This window comes from Bradyrhizobium sp. SZCCHNR2028 (assembly GCF_032380995.1).
Taxonomy (GTDB): domain Bacteria; phylum Pseudomonadota; class Alphaproteobacteria; order Rhizobiales; family Xanthobacteraceae; genus Bradyrhizobium.
This window is the reverse complement of the sequence record NZ_JAUHJF010000019.1, coordinates 94,041-112,528: the sequence shown is the minus strand read 5'-3', so window position 1 is coordinate 112,528 and position 18,488 is coordinate 94,041. Positions and strand designations below refer to the sequence as shown.

The following is an 18,488-nucleotide window of genomic DNA, read 5'->3' as shown; positions in this document are numbered from 1 at the left end:
AATGTTCCCGCGCTGTCACGCCGGGGTCTCGCTCTTCAGCATGCGCTCCAGCGTCTCCAGCCGGTCGGCGTCGCGCGGTGGCTTGTCCCAGCGCAACCGGTTGATGCGCGGAAAGCGCATCGCGATGCCGGATTTGTGCCGCGGCGAGCGCTGCAGGCCCTCGAACGCCACTTCGAGCACCAGCCCCTGCCCGGGCTCGTGCAGGACGTGGCGGACGGGACCGAACTTCTCCGTGGTGTTGCGGCGGACGAAGCGGTCGATCTGCAGCAGCTCCTCGTCGGTGAAGCCGAAATAGGCCTTGCCGACGGGCACCAGCTGATCGCCGCCGTCTCCCGCCGTCCAGACGCCGAACGTGTAGTCGGAGTAATAGGACGAGCGCTTGCCGTGGCCGCGCTGCGCATACATCAGCACGGCGTCGATGATGTGCGGATCGTGCTTCCACTTCCACCACTGCCCCTTGGGACGCCCCGGCAGATACAGCGCGTCGCGCCGCTTCAGCATCACGCCTTCCACGGCCTCGGCATCGTCGCCGGCCCCGGCCGAGGCGGGATTGGCGCGCGCAGCCTTCAACGCATCCCAGCTCGCGAACGCAATCGTCGGTGACAGGTCGACGCGCGGATCGTCCAGGCGCTTGATGAACGCCTCCAGCTTCGCGCGGCGCTCGGCGAACGGCAGCTCGCGCAGGTCATTGTCCTCATCGCCGAGCAGGTCGTAGGCCCGCAGGTGGATCGGGTACTCCTTCATCAGCTTCGGCGACACCGTCTTGCGATTCAGCCGCTGCTGCAGCACGTTGAAGCTCTGTACGCGCTGATCGCGCACCACCAGCAGCTCGCCGTCGAGCGCGCCGGGCAGATGCAGCGATGGCAGCAGGTCCGGAAAGCTTCCCGTGATGTCCTCGCCGCTGCGCGAATACAGCCGTGTGACGACGCGGCCGTCGGCCTCGCGGCCGCTCACCGCCTGCACGCGGATGCCGTCCCATTTCCATTCCGCGATGTAGTCGGCCGCGTTCATGCCGGCGAAGTCGTCGTCCTCGACCGCATGCGCCAGCATCACAGGGCGGAACGGCGCGGGATCGCGGTTGACCGGCTTGTCGCCGCGGCCCTCGAGCCAGGCGAACAGGTCGAGATAGGGCGGCGCGAGCCCCGGCCAGATCAGCTCGACCTCGTGCGGGTCCTTGTCGCCGAGCGCGGCTGCTGCGGTCTTGGCAAGCCGCGCGGAGATGCCGATGCGCAAGCCCCCGGTGACCAGCTTCAGCAGTGCCCAGCGCCCGGTCTCGTCGAGCTCATCCAGCCATTGCGCGAGTTGCCGCGGCATCTCGGTCTTGCCGAGGGTGCGCAGGGTGGTGACGACCTCGGTCAGCGTCGGCGGTGGCGGGTTGTTGTGGCCGGATGCTCTCGTAAGACCACTTGTGTGGCACCCCCCTCCCTGACCCTCCCCCACAAGGGGGGAGGGAACGGAGAGAGCGGTGCTCGGAAGGGCGAGCTCGCTTGTTGAGCCCGCTTTGGATGTTGTCCGAGATGAGAGCTCCGAGTCCAGCTCTGCTCCCTCCCCCCTTGTGGGGGAGGGTTGGGGAGGGGGGTACCCGGAAACGCGCAGCTGATTGGAAGCGGCCTTCGGCCACATCAGCGCGACGGTCTCCGAGAGATCCCCCACATAATCATACGACAGCGCGAACAGCACCGGATCGGTGCGCGCGGCGATGAGGTCGCGGATCAGCGCCGGCTTGGCGTGCTTGAACGACAGCGCGCCCGTCAGCGCGCCCAGCGCGTAGCCGCGATCGGGATCCTCGACCTCGCGGAAGTACGACGTCAGCAGGCGCAGCTTGTTGTTGCGGCCGGGCTCATAGGCGAGGCGGTCGAGCAGCTCGGCGAAGCGGTTCATGCCTCCGCGTCCTCCGTCGCCACCACCTCGCTCTCCTCCTCGTCGCCATAGCCGACCAGGTCGAGCGGCCGGGCCGCCAGGCCCTTGCTCCGGCACCAATGCACCAGCGCGTCCTCCTGGCCGTGGGTGACCCACACCTCGCTTGCGCCGGTCGCCGCGATGGTGGCGGTCAGCCCGTCCCAGTCGGCATGGTCCGAGATCACCAGCGGCAGCTCGACGCCGCGTTGCCGGGCGCGGGCGCGCACCCGCATCCAGCCCGAGGCGAAGGCCGTGACGGGATCGGGAAAGCGCCGCGTCCACAGGTCGGAGGTCGCGCTCGGCGGCGCCAGCGTGATCGTGCCGGCGAGCTCGGCCTTCTTGACGCCCTTCACAGGCCTCAGCTCGCCCAGCGCGATTCCCTTGTCCCGATAGTAGCGCGTGATCCTCTCCATCGCGCCATGCAGGTAGATCGGCTGCTCATAGCCGGCCTCGCGGATCAGCGCGATCACGCGCTGCGCCTTGCCGAGGGAATACGCGCCGACCAGATGCGCGCGGTCGGGAAACAGCGCCACCGAGGCCAGCAGCTTGTTCACTTCCAGCGCTGCGTCGCCGTGACGGAACACAGGTAGGCCGAACGTCGCCTCGGTGATGAAGACGTCGCATTGTACCAGCTCGAACGGCGCGCAGGTCGGATCGCGCGCATCCTTGTAGTCGCCGGATGCGACGATGCAGGTCCCGCCACAGGACACCTTGATCTGCGCCGAGCCGAGCACGTGACCGGCGGGATGAAAGCTCGCGGTGACGTCGCCGAGCCTGATCTCCTCGCCATAGCCGATCGCCTGGATCGAGCCCGCAAAATTCTCGCCATAGCGCAGCCGCATGATGTCGAGCGTCTCCTGCGTCGCCAGCACGGCGCCGTGGCCGGCACGGGCATGATCGGAATGGCCGTGGGTGATCAGCGCCCGCTCGACCGGGCGCACGGGATCGATGTGAAAGCCGCCGGCCTTGCAGCACAGGCCGGAGGGAACGGGCAGCAGGATGTCTTGCGGGCGCATGCCGGTCATATAGGTCACGCAAGACGCGTTTTCAGGTCGTGCCAGTTTCCATCTCGTCATGCGCGGGCTTGACCCGCGCATCCATCTCCTCGATGAGAAGCCCGCATTGACGACGATGGTTCCCATGCCCAACCGCCTGTTCCTGTCCTCCGGCGATCTGATCGCCGACCGCCGCTACGAGTTCGCCCGCGACCTGCAATTGAAGGGCGACCTGGTCGCGGCCGCCGAGGTGATGGAGCAGGCCATCGAGGTCGCCCCCAGCTTCGCCTCGGCCTGGTTCGAACTCGGCAAGATCAGGATCGCGCTCGGTGAAACCGACAAGGCAATCTCTGCCTTCCGGAACGCCTGCGTCGCCGATCCGGATGACCGCCACGGTGCCGCTGTGCGTCTGATGCAGCTCGGCGCCGCGCCGCTCTCGGACATGCCGAAGGCCTATGTGCAGTCGCTGTTCGACCAGTACGCGCCGCGTTTCGAGACCGAGCTGATCGAGCGGCTGCACTACCGCGCGCCCGCGATCCTGTTCAAGGCGGTGATCGCGGTGCGCGCGGCCGAGCGCAAGCCGGCCTATTTCAAGCGCGCGATCGATCTCGGCTGCGGCACCGGGCTGGGTGCAGCGGCGTTCGCCAGCAACGTCGACAGCTTCATCGGCATCGACCTGTCGGCCGGCATGATCGCGGAGGCGCGCGCCACCGGGCTCTATGCCGGGCTCGAGGTCGACGACATGACCGCAGGGCTGCAGCGCCAGGACGTTGCGTCTGCTGATCTCATTCTCGCAGCCGATGCGATGGTCTATGTCGGCGACCTCGGCCCGGTGTTGCGCGAGGCGCAACGTGTGCTGACGCCGGACGGGCTGCTGACCTTTACCGTTGAGACCCATGACGGCGACGGTGTGATCATGGGGAAGGGGCTGCGTTATGCCCATGGAGCGGAATATGTCCGTGGCGTGATCGCGGCCGCGGGATTGAAGCTGGCCCATCTCGAGCCGGCGTCGCCACGCACCGAGGAGCAGCTGCCGGTGCGCGGGCTGGCCGTGGTCGCCGTCAGGACTTGAGTCTACACGCTATTGAATGCGCTGCACGCAGCGTCCAATGCGGCAACTTCGCTCTTGCCGCAGCTCTCCCGATGCCAAAAAATGTCGGTAGTCTAGGGAGAGACAAAAATGAAAAAACATCTGACGCGGCGCGATTTCTGCGCCACCGCGCTTGCGACCATCGGCGCTTCGACCATCGCCTCGCCTTACGTCTGGGCTGCCGAGAAGAAATATGATGCCGGCGCCAGCGACACCGAGATCAAGATCGGTCAGACCATTCCGCATTCCGGTCCCGGTTCGCTGTACGGCGTGCTCGGCCGGGTGGGTGAAGCCTATTTCCAGATGCTCAACGAGCAGGGCGGCATCAACGGGCGCAAGGTCAAGTTCTTGACCATGGACGATGCCTATAGCGCACCGAAATGCGTCGAGGCGACGCGGCGGCTGGTCGAGCAGGACGAAGTGCTGGCGCTGTACGGCTCGCTCGGCACCGCGCCGCAGACCGCCGTGCACAAATACCTCAATTCCAAGGGCGTGCCGCAGCTGCTGCTCAACACCGGCGCCTCGAAGTGGAATGATCCGAAGAACTACAAATGGACCATGGCGGGGCTGCCGCTCTATCCGACCGAGGCGCGCATTCTCGCCAAGCACGTGTTGAGCGTGAAGCCGGAAGCCAAGATCGGCATCCTCTATCAGAACGACGATTTCGGCCGCGACTTCCTGGGACCGTTCAAGAAGGTGCTGGCCGACGCCGGCGGCAAGGCGCAGGTGATCATGGAGCAGACCTATGATCTCACCGAGCCGACGGTGGACTCGCAGCTGATCAATTTGTCGAAGTCCGGCGCCGACGTGTTCTACAACATCAGCACGGGAAAGGCCTCGTCGCAGTCGATCCGCAAGGTGGCCGAGCTCGGCTGGAAGCCGCTGCAGCTGCTGTCGGCGGGCTCGACCGGCCGTTCGATCCTGTCCGCCGCCGGCCTCGAGAATGCCAAGGGCATCGTCGCGATCCGCTATTCCAAGGACGCCGGCGTGCCGCAGTGGAAGGACGATCCGGACGTGAAGGGCTTCGAGGCGCTGCGCGCCAAGTACCTGCCCAGTATCGATCCCGACAACACCATCGCCTATGCCGGCTACGGCCAGGCGGTGTCGATGGGCGAGATCCTGCGCCGCTGCGGCGATACGCTGACGCGCGAGAACGTGCTGAAGCACGCCACGACACTCGCCGGCTTCCACTCGCCGTTCTTCCTCGATGGAGTCAATTACGCCTACACGCCGGACGACTACACGCCGATGAAGACGCTCTACATCTCGATCTTCGACGGCAAGGACTGGAGCATCTCCGAGAAGCCGATGACGGAGTAGGGGGCAGCGGTCTCATTCTTCATTGCGAGCGAAGCGACGCAATCCAGAGTTCCTCCGCGGACGCAGTCTAGATCGCTTCGTCGCTTCGCTCCTCGCAATGACGATGTGGCGAGGGATGCAGCCTCAAACTCCGCTGTCGTCCCTGCCTAGTGCGCAATTGCGCACGCGGCGCAGGGATCCATAACCACCGGCTTTGTTGGGACGATGACTGGCAGTAAGCGTCTCACCGATGGATTCCGCGGTATGGGTCCCTGTGTTCGCGGGGACGACGGCGGAGCGTGGCGAGGCGCTGGTGCGCTTCAGGATAGGCTGGCACGGCAGCCGTGAAGGCTAAGGCGCCTATCCGCCCCTCGACGAACCGCGGGCGACTGCCTACCTTCCCCCGGTGCCGCCCCGCGTCTCACCAGTCCCGCCTGACGACAGCGCCGCCTTGCCCGACCATTTCACCGAATGGTTCGCGGCGCGCGGCTGGGCGCCGCGCGCGCATCAGCTGGCGCTGCTGGAGAAGGCGCGCGCGCAACGCTCGGCGCTGCTGATCGCCCCGACCGGCGCCGGCAAGACGCTCGCCGGGTTCCTGCCGACCTTGGTGGAGCTCGGCTCCGCCGTCGCGCCGAAGCATCGTTCTGTTCCTGCCAAGCCATCCGCTCTCTCCACTCCCTCCCCCCTTGTGGGGGAGGGGCGGGGAGGGGGGCCTCCGGCGGCGGTGTCGATGGTGGCACCCGGCACCGAGCCGAATGCACTGGTCGAACTCGCGAACACGGAAAAGAGCAAGCAGACGGCGAACCGCATCCCGCGACCCGCCGGCCTGCACACGCTCTATATCTCCCCGCTGAAGGCGCTCGCGGTCGACATCGCCCGCAACCTCGAGGCGCCGATCTCGGAGATGGGCCTGCCGATCAAGGTCGAGACCCGCACCGGCGATACGCCGGTGTCGCGTCGGCAGCGCCAGCGCCGCTATCCGCCGGACATTTTGCTGACGACGCCCGAACAGATGGCGCTGCTGCTGTCGTCCGACGATGCGCCGTTTCTGTTTTCCTCACTGAAGCGCGTGGTCTTCGACGAGCTGCATGCACTGGTGACCTCCAAGCGCGGCGATCTCTTGTCGCTCGCGCTGGCGCGGCTGTGGCGGCTTGCGCCGGACATGCGCATGATCGGCCTGTCGGCGACCGTCGCCGAGCCCGAGCAGCTCGCGCGCTTCCTGGTGCCGCAGCCGAGCGGTGGCATAGCCGCGGCCGATGTCGTGGTCGCCGGCGGCGCCGCGCCGCCGGTGGTCGAGATGCTCGACACGCAGGAGCGGCTGCCGTGGGCCGGCCACAGCGCGCGCCATGCGCTGGCCGAGATGTACGAGCTGATCAAGCGAAACAAGACCACGCTCGTGTTCGTCAACACCCGCAGCCAGGCCGAGATGCTGTTCCAGGAGTTCTGGCGCATCAATGACGACAATCTCGCCATCGCCCTGCATCACGGCTCGCTCGACGTCGCGCAGCGCCGCAAGGTCGAGGAGGCCATGTCGGCAGGCAGGCTGCGCGGCGTCGTCTGCACCTCCTCGCTCGATCTCGGCGTCGACTGGGGCGACGTCGATCTCGTCATCAATGTCGGCGCGCCCAAGGGCTGTTCGCGGCTGATGCAGCGCATCGGCCGTGCCAATCACCGGCTCGACGAGGCTTCGCGGGCGGTGCTGGTGCCGGCCAACCGCTTCGAGGTGCTGGAATGCTCGGTCGCGATCGATGCCATAGCCGACAATGCGCAGGACACGCCGCCTTTGCGCACCGGCGCGCTCGACGTGCTGGCGCAGCACGTGCTCGGCTGCGCCTGCGCCGAGCCGTTCCTCAGCGACGAGCTCTATGTGGAGATCATCACTGCGGCCCCCTATGCGTCGCTGTCGCGCGCCGATTTCGACGATGTCATCGACTTCGTCGCCACCGGCGGCTACGCGCTGAAGACCTATGAGCGCTTCGCGCGCATCAAGCAGGATGCAAAAGGACGCTGGCGCGTCGCCAATCCCAAGGTGCGGCAGAGTTATCGCTTGAACGTCGGCACCATCGTCGAGGAGGCGATGCTGAAGGTGCGGCTGGTGCGCTCGCGCGGCGGCGGCGCCGGTTCGACCGGCGCGATCGCGCGCGGCGGCAGGCTGCTGGGCGAGATCGAGGAGGCGTTCATCGAAGGGCTCACGCTCGGCGACACGTTCGTGTTCAGTGGCGAGATCGTGCGCTATGAGGCGCTGGCCGAGGACCAGGTGTATGTGTCGCGCGCCAACGATGCCGATCCCAAGGTGCCGTCCTACATGGGCGGCAAGTTTCCGTTGTCGACCTATCTCGCCGATCGCGTCCGCGGCTTGCTGGATGATCGCCGCGCATGGTCGGCCTTGCCGGAGCAGGTGCGCGACTGGCTGTTGCTGCAGAAGGACGTGTCGCGCGTGCCGGCGCGCCGCGAGCTCCTGGTCGAGACCTTCCCGCGCTCCGACAAGCATTATCTCGTCTGCTATCCGTTCGAGGGCCGGCTCGCGCATCAGACGCTGGGCATGCTGTTGACGCGAAGGCTGGAGCGGGCGCGCGTCCGGCCGCTCGGCTTCGTCGCCAATGAATATGCGCTCGCGGTGTGGGGGTTGGGCGACATGTCGTTGATGGTCAGCCAAGGCCGGCTCGATCTCGCCGCCTTGTTCGATCCGGACATGCTGGGCGACGACCTCGAAGCGTGGCTGGCCGAATCGGCGCTGATGAAACGCACGTTCCGGTCCTGTGCGATCATCTCCGGCCTGATCGCGCGGCGTTCGACGACCGAAGAGAAGACCCGCCGCCAGGTGCTGTTCTCGACCGATCTGGTCTACGACGTGCTGCGCCGGCATCAGCCCGATCACATGCTGTTGCGCGCCGCGCGCGCCGATGCCGCCACCGGCCTGCTCGATCTGAAGCGGCTCGGTGATATGCTCCAGCGCATCGAGGGACGAATCACCCATCGGGAACTCGATCGCGTCTCGCCGCTGGCGGTGCCGGTGATGCTGGAAATCGGCCGCGAATCCGTCTATGGCGAGGCCGCCGACGAGCTCCTGGCGGAAGCTGCCGAGGAACTCGTGAAGGAAGCGATGGGGTAGATCGAGAAGCGAGGCGGCTTTGCGGGGGACTGTCTGCGCATCGGGAATGATGGACGTCGCCAGCATCGCGCTGCGCGCCGATCTCTCCGGCGCGCTGGTGTGGGACGAGCAGCGCCTGCTCATCGTTTCCGACCTGCATCTGGAAAAAGGCTCGAGCTACGCGTCACGCGGCACGCTGCTGCCGCCGTTCGACACCGCCGCGACCTTGCACCGGCTGGCCGCCGTGGTCGCGAACTACAATCCGCGCGCCGTGATCGCGCTCGGTGACAGCTTTCACGATCGCGACGCGCATATGCGCCTGACCGGTGACGATCGCGCCTGCATTGCCAACCTCCAGGTCGGCCGCGACTGGATCTGGATCACGGGCAACCACGATCCGGCCCCGCGCGGCATCGGCGGCGAGGTGGTCAACGAGATCACGGTCGGCGCGATCAGCTTCCGTCACGAGCCGACCGGCGCGCGTGGAGAGATCGCCGGCCATCTGCACCCCAAAGCGCGGGTGGCGACGCGGGCGCGCACTTTGGAGCGACGCTGCTTCGTCTCCGACGGCGAGCGCGCCGTGATGCCGGCGTTCGGCGCCTATGCCGGCGGCCTGAGCGTGCGCGACGCGGCCTTCGCCAAGCTGTTTCCGAAGCGCGCCTTCATTGCGCATGTGCTGGGAGATAGGCGCCTGCACAGCATCGCCGCGGCGCGGTGCTATTAGTCGGATGATGGAAATTCATTAGTTGGATCAGTGATCAGAGGTCGAACGGATCATTCGAAGCTGGACTGGATCATGCCCGCTGCGCGCACCGCTGCGCCCTCTCCCCCGCTTGCGGGGGAGAGTTGGAGAGGGGGCGCCAAGCGCACCGCTGTTGGAGCGGCCCCCTCCCTAGCCCTCCCCGCAAGCGGGGGAGGGAATGCACTTTGCTCGTGGCGCCATGGTCGCAGGAGCCGCGGACGAATGCCCGTCAGGCCGCCTTCGCCTGCACCTTCTCGCAGAACTCGGCCAGCCGGTCGGCCAGGCGCAACGTCGCCGGGCTCGCGTCGGGCGAGGCGACCAGTGCAACCTCCGTGCGCTCGATCGGCGCAAAGCCCTCGCGCGCCGTCAGCACGCGGTGCTCCGACTGCACCGACATCTCGGACAGAATGCTCAGCCCCATCCCGGCCGCGACCGCGGCCTGAATGCCGGCGAGGCTCGACGATGTGTAGGCCATGTGCCAGGCGCGCCCTCTGCTCTCCAGCGCATGGATCGCCCGGGTCCGATAGAGGCAGCCGAGCGGGAAGCCGATCAGCGGCAGCGAGCGGGCGTCGAGGTCGACGGGATGGGCCTTGCTGGTCACCCAATAGACCTGCTCCGGCCACGCCGCGATCGCTGCCCTGGTGTCGTCGACGCCGCGCTTGAGCAGCGCCAGATCGAGATCGCCGCGCTCGATGTCGCGCTTCAGGTTGAGGCTCTGGTCGGCGCGCACGTCGAGCCGCAGATCGGGGTGGGCGCGCGAGAACGCGGCGAGCAGCTTGGCGAGCCGGTAGGCCGCGAAATCCTCGGGGATGCCGAGCTTCACCGCGCCGTCGGGTCCGGGCCGCGCCACGACATCGCGGGCCTCCTCGGCGAGTGCCAGCAGGCGGCGGGCATAGGACAGCAGCCGCTCGCCGGCCTCGGTCGGCGTGACCTCGCGGCCGTCACGGTTGAGCAGCGTCTGGCCCAGATCCTCCTCGAGCCGCCGGATCTGCTGGCTGATCGTTGATTGCGTGCGGTGGACGCGCTCGCCGGCGCGGGTGAAGCCGCCGGCCTCGACCACCGACACGAAGCTGCGCAACAGGTCCAGATCGAGCACGCGGGACCTCCATTCGGAAAACCACTGAGTGTCAGTCTAACATTTAATTTCCAAATGGGAAAGAACAGCCCTACACCGGCGACGAAGGAGAGCTCCGATGTCGTCCGTTTCCTCGGTTGCCGTGACCCCGATGAAGTCGAACCTGCTGCCGCTCGAAATCGGTCTGTTCTGCTTGCTGTGGAGCTTCGCCTTCGTCGCCGGCAAGGTCGGCGTGACCTATTGTCCGCCGCTGCTGCTGCTCGCGGCGCGGTTCTCGCTCGCCGGCGTCCTCATTGTCGTGGTGTCGGCCGTCCGGGGCGAGCTGCGCATGAGCTGGCGCGATGCGGCCGTGTTCGCGATCATCGGCATCGCCAACAACGCGCTCTATCTCGGCCTCGGCTACACCGGGCTGCAGACGGTGTCGGCGGGGCTCGGCGGCCTGATCGTCTCGGCCAATCCCGTGTTCACGGCGGTGTTCGCGGCGCTGCTGCTGGGCGAGCCGCTGACCCTGCGCAAAATCTCGGGCCTCGCGCTCGGCACCATCGGCGTCGCCATGATCGTCTGGCACCGCATGTCCGTCGGGACCGACCAGCTCGAAGGTATTCTCTATACGCTGGCGGCGCTGGCCTCGATCGTGACCGGCACCATCCTGTTCAAGCAGCTCGCCCCGAAGGGCAGCCTGTGGGTCGGCAACGGCATCCAGAACCTCTCGGCCGGGCTGGTGCTGTGGCCGGTCGCGCTCGGCGTGTCGCACGTGGGCGAGATCGTGCCGAATGCGCAACTGATCGGCGCGTTCGCCTTCCTCGTGCTCGGCGGCTCGATCCTGGCCTATGTGCTCTGGTTCCATCTCTTGAAAGTCTGCGGCGCGACCGCCGCCAGCGCCTATCATTTCGTGATGCCGCCGCTGGCGATGATCTTCGCCTTCCTGGTGCTCGGCGAGCACGTGGCGCTGCAGGACCTGCTCGGCGTCGTTCCCGTCGCGCTCGGGATCTATCTGGTCACGCGGGCGCCGGCCCGAACCGTTGGAGCATCATCATGAGCGTTGCGATCACCCTGATCGGCGGCCCGACCGCCCTGATCGAAATCGATGGCTTCCGCCTGCTGACCGATCCCACATTCGATGCTCCCGGCCGCTATGAATTGCCGCATGTCGTGCTGGAGAAGCTCACTGGACCGGCGATGACCGCGGAGGCGATCGGCGAGGTCGATGCGGTGCTGCTGAGCCATGACCAGCATTCCGACAATCTCGACCACGGCGGCCGCGCCTTCCTGACACGTGCACCGCGCGTGCTCACGACGGAAGTCGGCGCAGGCAGGCTCGGTGCGCCGGCGGAAGGATTGGCGCCGTGGCAGACGACGCAGCTCAGCAAGGGCGGCAGGACATTGACGGTCGCGGCGACGCCGGCGCGCCATGGTCCCGCCGGCATCGAGCCGCTCGCGGGCGATGTGATCGGCTTCGTCCTCATCCCGCAGCAGGGCGCGACCGTCTATGTCAGTGGCGACACGGTGTTCTATGACGGCGTGGCGGAGGTGGCGCGGCGTTTCAAGCCTAGCGTCGTGATGCCCTTTGCCGGAGCGGCGCAGACACGCGGGCCGTTCCATCTCACCATGGATACCAACGACACGGTCGAGACCGCGCGCGTGTTTGCCGAGGCCGCCATCGTTCCGGTTCACACGGACGGCTGGGCCCATTTCCGCCAGGACGCGCAGGATCTGCGCAAGACCTTCGATGCGCTCGGGTTCGGTGCGCGGCTGAAGCTTCTGGAGCCCGGTGTGAGGACGGTGATCGCCTCGTCGCCCAGCTCCTCGCAATGAGGCGGAAAAGATCAATCCCGACGGAACACGATCGAGGCCATCCATCCCGTCATCAGTGCCATCGCGGCGGTGACGAGACCATAGACGAAGCCGTTCTGCCGCGCTGAGTTCGCGACGAACTGCTCGAAGCCGACCTTGACGATCTCGAACGCGGTCTCGGTCTTGGTGACCAGCGCGCCGTCGGCGAGCAGCTTGATCTCGACCTCATAGGTGCCGATCGGCACCGCAGCGGGCAGAGGGATGCCGGTACGGAACAGGGTCGGCGTCAGGAGGGTCACCGCGGACGTGTCCTCGCGATACAGGCCGTGCTGCGACTGCAGTCGCACGAAGGCGCTGCGGAACGCGTCGTTCGGGACCACGTCGGCATAGTCGGGACCGACGCGCTGGGTCAACAATACGTTGTTGAGTCCGAGCTGCTGCCGGCGCAGCACCTCGGGCGCGGCCATCGTGTCGAACGGGCGGTTGGCGAACAGCGCCAGATAGCCGGGCACTTTGAGGAACTGGCGCGAGTCGGTGTTGATCCAGATGCCGAACTTGCGCTCCTTGCGCCGCGTCACCATGTCCGCGCGCGGCCCGCGGACGGTGACGACGAGGTCATAGGCGGTGCGGCCCGGTGGGGTCTGGACGTCCTTCTCGACCGAGCCGAACAGCACCAGCTCCTCGCCGGAATAGTTCGGCGTCACCGTCACGCGATGGTTGGAGACCGAGACAATCAGCCGCTCGGCGCGCGCCGATGCGGCGCCGGCAAGCAGCAGCATGAAGGTGAGGCTGGCGAGGCGGAGCGGCGTCATCTGCTGATCTCGGTCTCGCGGATCGTGAACAGGTCGTCGGGCTTGATCACGAGCTCGATCGCGAACCGGATGCCGACGGCGAGGATCAGCAGGCCGAGCAGCAGCCGCAGCTGCTCGCCGCGGATCATCTGGCCGGCGCGGGCCCCGAACTGCGCGCCGGTGACGCCGCCGACCATCAGGATCAGCGCCAGCACGGCGTCGACCAGATGATTGCTCATCGCGTGCAGCATGGTCGCGATCATCATGGTCGCGAGCGTCAGGACCATCGAGGTGCCGATGACGGTCGAGGTCGGCACGCGCAGCAGATAGATCAGCAGGGGCACCAGAATGAAGCCGCCGCCGATGCCCATCACGGCGCCGAGGAAGCCGATGATGAGGCCGATGGCGATCACCGGAATGACGGAGACATAGATCTTCGAGCGCTTGAAGCGCATCTTCAGCGGCAGGCCATGGATCCAGACATGGCTGCCCGGACGCCGCACGGTCGCGACCGCGCCCTGGCGCGCGCGCATCATCGCCCGCAGACCCTCCCAGAACATCGTGCCGCCGACGCTCGTCAGCAGGGCGACATAGGACAGCGCGATCATCAGATCGAGCTGGCCGAGCGAACGCAACAGGGTGAAGGTGGCGACGCCGAGCCCGGTGCCGAGCGCGCCGCCGATCATCAACACCGAGGCCAGCGAGGGATCGATCGCGCGCCGCCGCCAATAGGACAGCGCGCCGGAGAACGAGGAGGCGGCGATGTGGCTGGAGACCGAGGCGACCGCGACCGCGGGCGTGATGCCGACGAAGATCAGAAGAGGCGTCATCAGGAACCCGCCGCCGATGCCGAACATGCCGGAGACGAAGCCGACGGCCGCGCCCATCGCCAGCAACAGGAAGATGTTGACCGGGATGTCGGCGATCGGAAGATAAATCTGCATCGGCGCGGCCTCTGCGAACCTTCGAGCGAGCATCCCGCGCATGCGAAGCAGGACGCCGGGCTCCTGCATAACCGAAAATGGGAGCGAAGGGATCAGTCATTCCCGCCCAAAGTGACATCCACCGGCGCCGAGCGTGGGGGTCTGGGCGCTCCGTCAGAGGGCCTTGAGCGGCGCGGTCACCAGCCTCATGGCCTCGGCATCGCTCGGATCGAGCCAGCGGATCTCGCGGGTCTGCGACATCGCCTCGATGACCTGCGACGATACGCCCATGCGTGTCATATAGCCGAGGATGGCGCCGGTCACGCGCTGGGTGTCGGCGACCGCGTCGGCGCCACGGGCCTCCGACGTGAAGCGGTGCACGCCGAGCGCCGAGCCATCGAGGCCATAGCGGGTCTGCCCGCCGGCAAAGGCGAACACGCAGGCGCTGGCGCAGAAGCCCGGACGGATGCGGCCGGAATTGTCGGCCACGCCGACGGCGGTGGCGAGTCCGTGAGCGCGGATGATCTCGCCCATCAGCACTCCCTGGTCGAGGTTGCCGCCGGGCGAGGACAGCAGGATCAGGTCGCCCGGCTTGAGATGGGCCTCGCTGATCCGTTCGCGCAGCCAGCCGGCCGCCGCGGGTCCGATGTGGCCGCTGACGGCGAGCACGGCGCGCCTGTCGCCCAGCCCGGCAAGCACGGGGTCGGCGACCAGCGCCGCCGAAAGACTCGGCGAGATGTACTGATCCTTCCAGAACGACCAGGCGTCGGGTCGCGACAGGTCGCGGTAGGCGCGAATGCCCCCGCCGAGTAGGATTGCAACGAAGAAAATGACGGAAGCCAGCCGACGCCATCGGAACGCCGCAGGATAGCCGTCGGTCACTTGCTGGATTGGTTGGCGAGGAGGCGGAGCGGGGGCGACGTTCGCCGTGGTCCGCGGCGGCACGCGGGGGCCCGTCGGCGACTGCAGGAAGCGCGCGCCGTCGTTTTGTTCGTTCCCCGCTGACACGCGTCGATGCTCCCTCGCGGCGCTCGTGATGATCCGCCGCGACAACCTATATCGATCGACCGCGCGACACTATGGCGGCGCGATCGCAAGCCGGGAGGATTTTGCAGGCCGCGCGCGAGCGCTCGTCAGCCTGCCCAGAGAAATGCCCTCGTCAGCGCAGCGCCGTCGCAGCCGCGCGCTTCGCCAGCGCCGCCTTGGCCGCGGCTGCCTTGGCGATCGCCTGCGTGCCATCCCAGCCGCCGGCGGGTGCCGGCACATTCACGGCGTCGTCGGGCTGCGGTTCGACCGTGAAGGTCTGGATCGCGAGCTTGGCCGCGGCGAGCGACTGGACATCGAGCCGTTTGGCGACATCGTCGCGCTTGCGCCCGGCATCGACGTCACCCTGCGCTGCGGCCAGGGTGAACCATTTGTAGGACTCGGCGAGGTTCTGTTCGACGCCGATGCCACGGGCATAGAGAATGCCGAGGTTGAACTGGCTGTCGGCGACGCCGCGCTCGGCGGCCTTGCGGAACCATTGCGAGGCGCTCTTGTAGTTCGCGCCCTTGCCGCCGCCGTCGGCATCCAGCACGGCGAGGTTGTGCATCGCCTTGGCGCTGCCGCGCTCGGCGGCGACGACGTAGTAGCGGCGGGCGATGTCGGCGTCCTTCTTCACGCCGAGACCCTTCTCGTAGAAGGTGCCGAGACGGAAGACCGCCGGGATCAGCCCCGCCTGTGCCGCGCGGTCATACCACTTCGCGGCTTCCTCATAGTTCGCCGCGACACCCTTGCCCTCGGCAAAGCGCACGCCGACCTCGTAGGCGGCGGTCGGATCGCCCTTCAGAGCGGCGTTGCGCAGCGCCAGTCCGCCGATGGCATCAGGCAGCTTCTCGGAGGCGGGCACCTGCACCAGACCGAGCTTCTGGCCGTTGGCGGCGGTTGGGATCGTGCCGGTGACATCAGTGGGGACGGCAGCGGGTACCGTGGCCGGCTTTTCGACGTCCTGCGGGATCGCGAGCATCGCGATCGTCTCCGCTTCGCTCGGCATGGCCCGGTTGTAGGACTGACGGTCGATCGGCGTCGGCGACGTCAACGACGGCACGCTCTGGTCGGGCGTCGTCGGCCGCGGCGACAGGCCCGGCGAGGCCGACGGCATTTGCGCCCGCGGCGCCTCGCCCTGGGTTTCCATCGGCGAGATCGGCGGCGGCGTGCTGCCGCTGTCGAGCAGCGACATCGCAAATTTGAAGGTGCCGAGCACGATCACCACGACGCTGGCACCGACCAGCAGCGAACGGATCTTCGACCCGATGGTCGAGACCTCCTCGTCACCCTCAGCTGTGAGAGCGAACGTCGGCTTGTCCTTGGGTTTGGCCTTGGGCTTGGCGACGTCGCTGGCGACTTCCTTGACGACGTCCTTGGGCGGCTCCTTGGCCTTCTCCTTCGGCTTGTCCTTCTTCGCCTTCTTGGCGTCAGCGGGCTGTGCGGCCGCCGCGGCCTGCGCCGCGCGGCGCGCAGCCGCGATGAAGCTCGACGTCGAGACCGGCTCCCGCTTACCGGCGGGAAGCTCACTCAGGGCATCCTCGGACGCGGCGATCCGCTCCGCGGGCGATGCGGTCCGGCCAGGGGGACGGGTGCCCGGTTCGAGCGGATGATCCGGTGGCAGCTCGGGGACGATGACGGTCGCGCGGGGCGCCTGTGCCGCGTGCGGCTCCAGGATGTCGGCGATCGCTTTCGGCGGAATCGGCGGCGGCATGGTAGCCGCCGGCGCCTGAGCGGCGTGGAAGTCGCGCGAGGCGGCCGCGAACGCCTGTTGACCCGCGGCCGGAGCGACAATCTGTCCCGCTGGCTGCTCGGCCGCCGGATTGGGCAGCTCCGGCCGGTAGGCAGGCTCTGGCCTGGCCGGCTCGGCAAAGGCCTGGGGCGCCGGCGCGCGTGCAGCCGGCATCGGCGACTCGATTGGCGGTGCCAGCGGCGGCAGCGCGGCCGGCGGGCCCGCGGTGGCGCGCACATTGCGCAGGTCGCCCTCGATCATGGCGAGGCGGTCGACGACGTGCCCCAGCGTGTTGTGGACGGCCTCGAGCGAGTCCTGGGTGTTGCGGTCGGTCTCGGTCTGGCTGAAGCGGATGTCGGACAGCTCGCGCTTGACCATGTCGATCAGGCCGCCGTCCTGCGACGTTTCGCGCTGCGACCGGCTCTCCGCCAGCGCTGCGAATGTCGCCTGCTGCCGTTCGAGATAGCGCAGGATGTCCTGCAGGCCGTCCTCGACGCGGGTCATGTTGCCGCCGCGCGGGTCGTTGGCGGCCTCGAGCCGCTCCAGCAGATAGCTGATCCGCTGTTCGAGATGGGTGATCGCCGATGAGCCGTCGTTGCCGACCTGCAGGCGGTCGATGCGGTCGGACAGGCCGCGCAGCGCGTCCTCGATCTGGGCGGTGTTGTCGCGCGCTGCCGACGGCGGCTCGCGGCTCTCCAGCGTCGAGGTCAGCGCGGCGATGCGCTGTTCGAGCGCCGCAAAGGAGTCGTGGAACGACTCGTGATTGTCGCGCGCCTGCGTGACCTGGTCGACCTTCGACGACAGCTGCCGAAGATCGTCCGACAGCCGTTCCAGGGCGTCGTTGGAGGCGACATTGGCGACGATCGCACGCAGCGCCGCGATGGCGCTTTCGAGCTGCTGCACGGTGCCGGGGTCGTCATTGGCGCGCAGGATCAGGTCGAGCTTGGCGCCGAGATTGCGGATCGCCTCGTCATAGACGGCGAGCTGCTCGGCAGGCTTCAGCGAGCCGACGACCTCGCGGATGTCGGTCAGCGCGCGCTCGATCCCGGCCAGTGCCTGGCCGTCGACACCGGTGTTGCGGTTCTCGTCGATGCGGCGCGACAGCGAGCGAATCTCGTTCTCGATCGACTCGATCGCCCGGCGCGGCATCGCCTCGGTGATGGCGTGACGAATCTCGGAGAGCTCGTTGCGGAAGCCGGCGATCGACTGCTCGATGCCGTCGTCGGGGCGATGCAGCGCCTCGATCTGGCTCGTGATCTTCAGCAGATGGCGTTCGAGCAGCGAAAAATCGGGCGTGGGGGCGGCCGGTTGCGGCGGCGTCAGCGGCGCGCTGATCGGGGTCATCAACGGCGCTGCTGCGGATGCCATGGCGGGCGCGGTCGGCGGCGCCTGGTGCGGCGGCAGCGGGCGCGCATTGTCGAGCTCGCTCTGGCGGGCGCTGATCTCCGCGACGGCCACGTCGAACGAACCCGCGCTGAGCGGCTGGGCGGGCCGGTAGAGCTGCGCAGCGGCGCGCTCGACGCCGTCAGGACCACGATAGCGGTCTTCGGTGTCCGGCTTGCGCAGCGGCGTCGAGATCTGTGACAGGCGGGCGTCGAGCCGCGAGATCGCATCGTTCAGCTGACGCGCGACGCCCTGCTCGTCGCGTGGCGCATCCTTGCGCGCGACGGGGCGCGACATCTGCTCGATCTGCCGTGCGATGGAGTCGAGCCGCTGGTGGATGTCGGTCACCTCGCGGGCATCGCGGCTGACGGTCGGCGTGCTGCGCGGCGCGTGGCTGCCACGGAAGTCGGGCGGGGTAGATGCGCCGAGCGTGGAGTTGATCCAGTCGTTCAGCGTCATGCCGGCGCGTTGCGCCGCGGCCTCGGCCCTTTCACGGACGGACGGGTCGATGCCTTCATTACTCCACGGTACGCGCGAATTCATGTCTCGTCCGGTTCCGCTTCCAGCGCTCCACCAAGCGCCTCCAGCCTCTCCACGCGTCCCGGACATGAACATGAACGGGTCCGCGCAGATCGTCTGCTCCAGGTCCCG

At 67.7% G+C, this 18,488-nt stretch carries 13 protein-coding genes; 6 read left to right on the top strand and 7 right to left on the bottom strand.

Annotation, left to right across the window (positions count from 1 at the left end):
- Positions 1 to 15: 15 nt before the first annotated feature.
- The gene (locus tag QX121_RS25460; protein WP_315813336.1) at positions 16 to 1,881 is read right to left on the bottom strand and encodes an ATP-dependent DNA ligase; all 1,866 of its coding nucleotides are present in this window, start codon (positions 1,879 to 1,881) and stop codon (positions 16 to 18) included.
- A complete protein-coding gene (locus QX121_RS25455; protein ID WP_315778391.1) occupies positions 1,878 to 2,924 on the bottom strand; it encodes a ligase-associated DNA damage response exonuclease in 1,047 nt (348 codons plus the stop codon). The genes QX121_RS25460 and QX121_RS25455 overlap by 4 nt, the downstream gene beginning before the upstream one ends.
- Positions 2,925 to 3,039: 115 nt before the next feature.
- Here QX121_RS25455 and QX121_RS25450 point away from each other — a divergent pair, with 115 nt between their 5' ends.
- The 4 genes from QX121_RS25450 to pdeM all read left to right on the top strand — a co-directional run bounded on the left by QX121_RS25450 (position 3,040) and on the right by pdeM (position 9,098).
- Complete coding sequence (locus QX121_RS25450; protein WP_315813335.1) at positions 3,040 to 3,966, top strand: methyltransferase domain-containing protein; 927 nt, start codon at positions 3,040 to 3,042, stop codon at positions 3,964 to 3,966.
- 108 nt (positions 3,967 to 4,074) lie between these two features.
- The gene (locus QX121_RS25445) at positions 4,075 to 5,304 is read left to right on the top strand and encodes an ABC transporter substrate-binding protein (RefSeq protein ID WP_315813334.1); all 1,230 of its coding nucleotides are present in this window, start codon (positions 4,075 to 4,077) and stop codon (positions 5,302 to 5,304) included.
- Positions 5,305 to 5,689: 385 nt separating this feature from the next.
- Positions 5,690 to 8,395: a ligase-associated DNA damage response DEXH box helicase gene (locus QX121_RS25440; protein WP_315813333.1), complete on the top strand. Its 2,706-nt coding sequence runs from the start codon at positions 5,690 to 5,692 to the stop codon at positions 8,393 to 8,395.
- 49 nt (positions 8,396 to 8,444) lie between these two features.
- Positions 8,445 to 9,098, top strand: coding sequence for a ligase-associated DNA damage response endonuclease PdeM (gene pdeM / locus QX121_RS25435; protein WP_315813341.1), 654 nt, complete (start codon positions 8,445 to 8,447; stop codon positions 9,096 to 9,098).
- A gap of 247 nt (positions 9,099 to 9,345) precedes the next feature.
- On the opposite strand, the gene QX121_RS25430 is transcribed toward pdeM, so the two are convergent.
- Positions 9,346 to 10,212, bottom strand: a complete 867-nt coding sequence (locus QX121_RS25430; protein WP_315813332.1) for a LysR family transcriptional regulator — start codon at positions 10,210 to 10,212, stop codon at positions 9,346 to 9,348.
- Between the two features lie 97 nt (positions 10,213 to 10,309).
- Between QX121_RS25430 and QX121_RS25425 the strand changes: the two genes are divergently transcribed.
- Both QX121_RS25425 and QX121_RS25420 read left to right on the top strand, forming a co-directional pair.
- On the top strand, positions 10,310 to 11,230 hold the full coding sequence (locus QX121_RS25425) for a DMT family transporter (RefSeq protein ID WP_315813331.1): 921 nt from the start codon (positions 10,310 to 10,312) through the stop codon (positions 11,228 to 11,230).
- Positions 11,227 to 12,006: an MBL fold metallo-hydrolase gene (locus tag QX121_RS25420; RefSeq protein ID WP_315813330.1), complete on the top strand. Its 780-nt coding sequence runs from the start codon at positions 11,227 to 11,229 to the stop codon at positions 12,004 to 12,006. Before QX121_RS25425 ends, QX121_RS25420 begins: the two co-directional genes overlap by 4 nt.
- Positions 12,007 to 12,017: 11 nt before the next feature.
- On the opposite strand, the gene QX121_RS25415 is transcribed toward QX121_RS25420, so the two are convergent.
- From QX121_RS25415 to QX121_RS25400, 4 genes are all read right to left on the bottom strand, one after another.
- Positions 12,018 to 12,797 (bottom strand): TIGR02186 family protein, encoded by a 780-nt coding sequence (locus QX121_RS25415; RefSeq protein WP_315735834.1) that lies wholly within the window; start codon positions 12,795 to 12,797, stop codon positions 12,018 to 12,020.
- Positions 12,794 to 13,720 carry a sulfite exporter TauE/SafE family protein gene (locus QX121_RS25410; RefSeq protein WP_315735837.1) on the bottom strand — a complete coding sequence of 309 codons (927 nt, stop codon included), beginning with the start codon at positions 13,718 to 13,720 and terminating at the stop codon, positions 12,794 to 12,796. Before QX121_RS25410 ends, QX121_RS25415 begins: the two co-directional genes overlap by 4 nt.
- 153 nt (positions 13,721 to 13,873) lie before the next feature.
- Entirely contained in the window at positions 13,874 to 14,707 is an 834-nt protein-coding gene (locus QX121_RS25405; RefSeq protein ID WP_315813329.1) for a hypothetical protein, read from the bottom strand.
- 151 nt (positions 14,708 to 14,858) lie between these two features.
- Complete coding sequence (locus tag QX121_RS25400) at positions 14,859 to 18,380, bottom strand: hypothetical protein (RefSeq protein WP_315813328.1); 3,522 nt, start codon at positions 18,378 to 18,380, stop codon at positions 14,859 to 14,861.
- Positions 18,381 to 18,488: the final 108 nt, after the last annotated feature.

Coding starts and splice junctions, on each gene's coding strand:
- QX121_RS25460 (WP_315813336.1), bottom strand. CDS start 1,881: ATGAACCGCTTCGCCGAGCTGCTCGACCGCCTCGCCTATGAGCCCGGC.
- QX121_RS25450 (WP_315813335.1), top strand. CDS start 3,040: ATGCCCAACCGCCTGTTCCTGTCCTCCGGCGATCTGATCGCCGACCGC.
- QX121_RS25410 (WP_315735837.1), bottom strand. CDS start 13,720: ATGCAGATTTATCTTCCGATCGCCGACATCCCGGTCAACATCTTCCTG.
- pdeM (WP_315813341.1), top strand. CDS start 8,445: ATGGACGTCGCCAGCATCGCGCTGCGCGCCGATCTCTCCGGCGCGCTG.
- QX121_RS25455 (WP_315778391.1), bottom strand. CDS start 2,924: ATGACCGGCATGCGCCCGCAAGACATCCTGCTGCCCGTTCCCTCCGGC.
- QX121_RS25425 (WP_315813331.1), top strand. CDS start 10,310: ATGTCGTCCGTTTCCTCGGTTGCCGTGACCCCGATGAAGTCGAACCTG.
- QX121_RS25415 (WP_315735834.1), bottom strand. CDS start 12,797: ATGACGCCGCTCCGCCTCGCCAGCCTCACCTTCATGCTGCTGCTTGCC.
- QX121_RS25420 (WP_315813330.1), top strand. CDS start 11,227: ATGAGCGTTGCGATCACCCTGATCGGCGGCCCGACCGCCCTGATCGAA.
- QX121_RS25445 (WP_315813334.1), top strand. CDS start 4,075: ATGAAAAAACATCTGACGCGGCGCGATTTCTGCGCCACCGCGCTTGCG.
- QX121_RS25400 (WP_315813328.1), bottom strand. CDS start 18,380: ATGAATTCGCGCGTACCGTGGAGTAATGAAGGCATCGACCCGTCCGTC.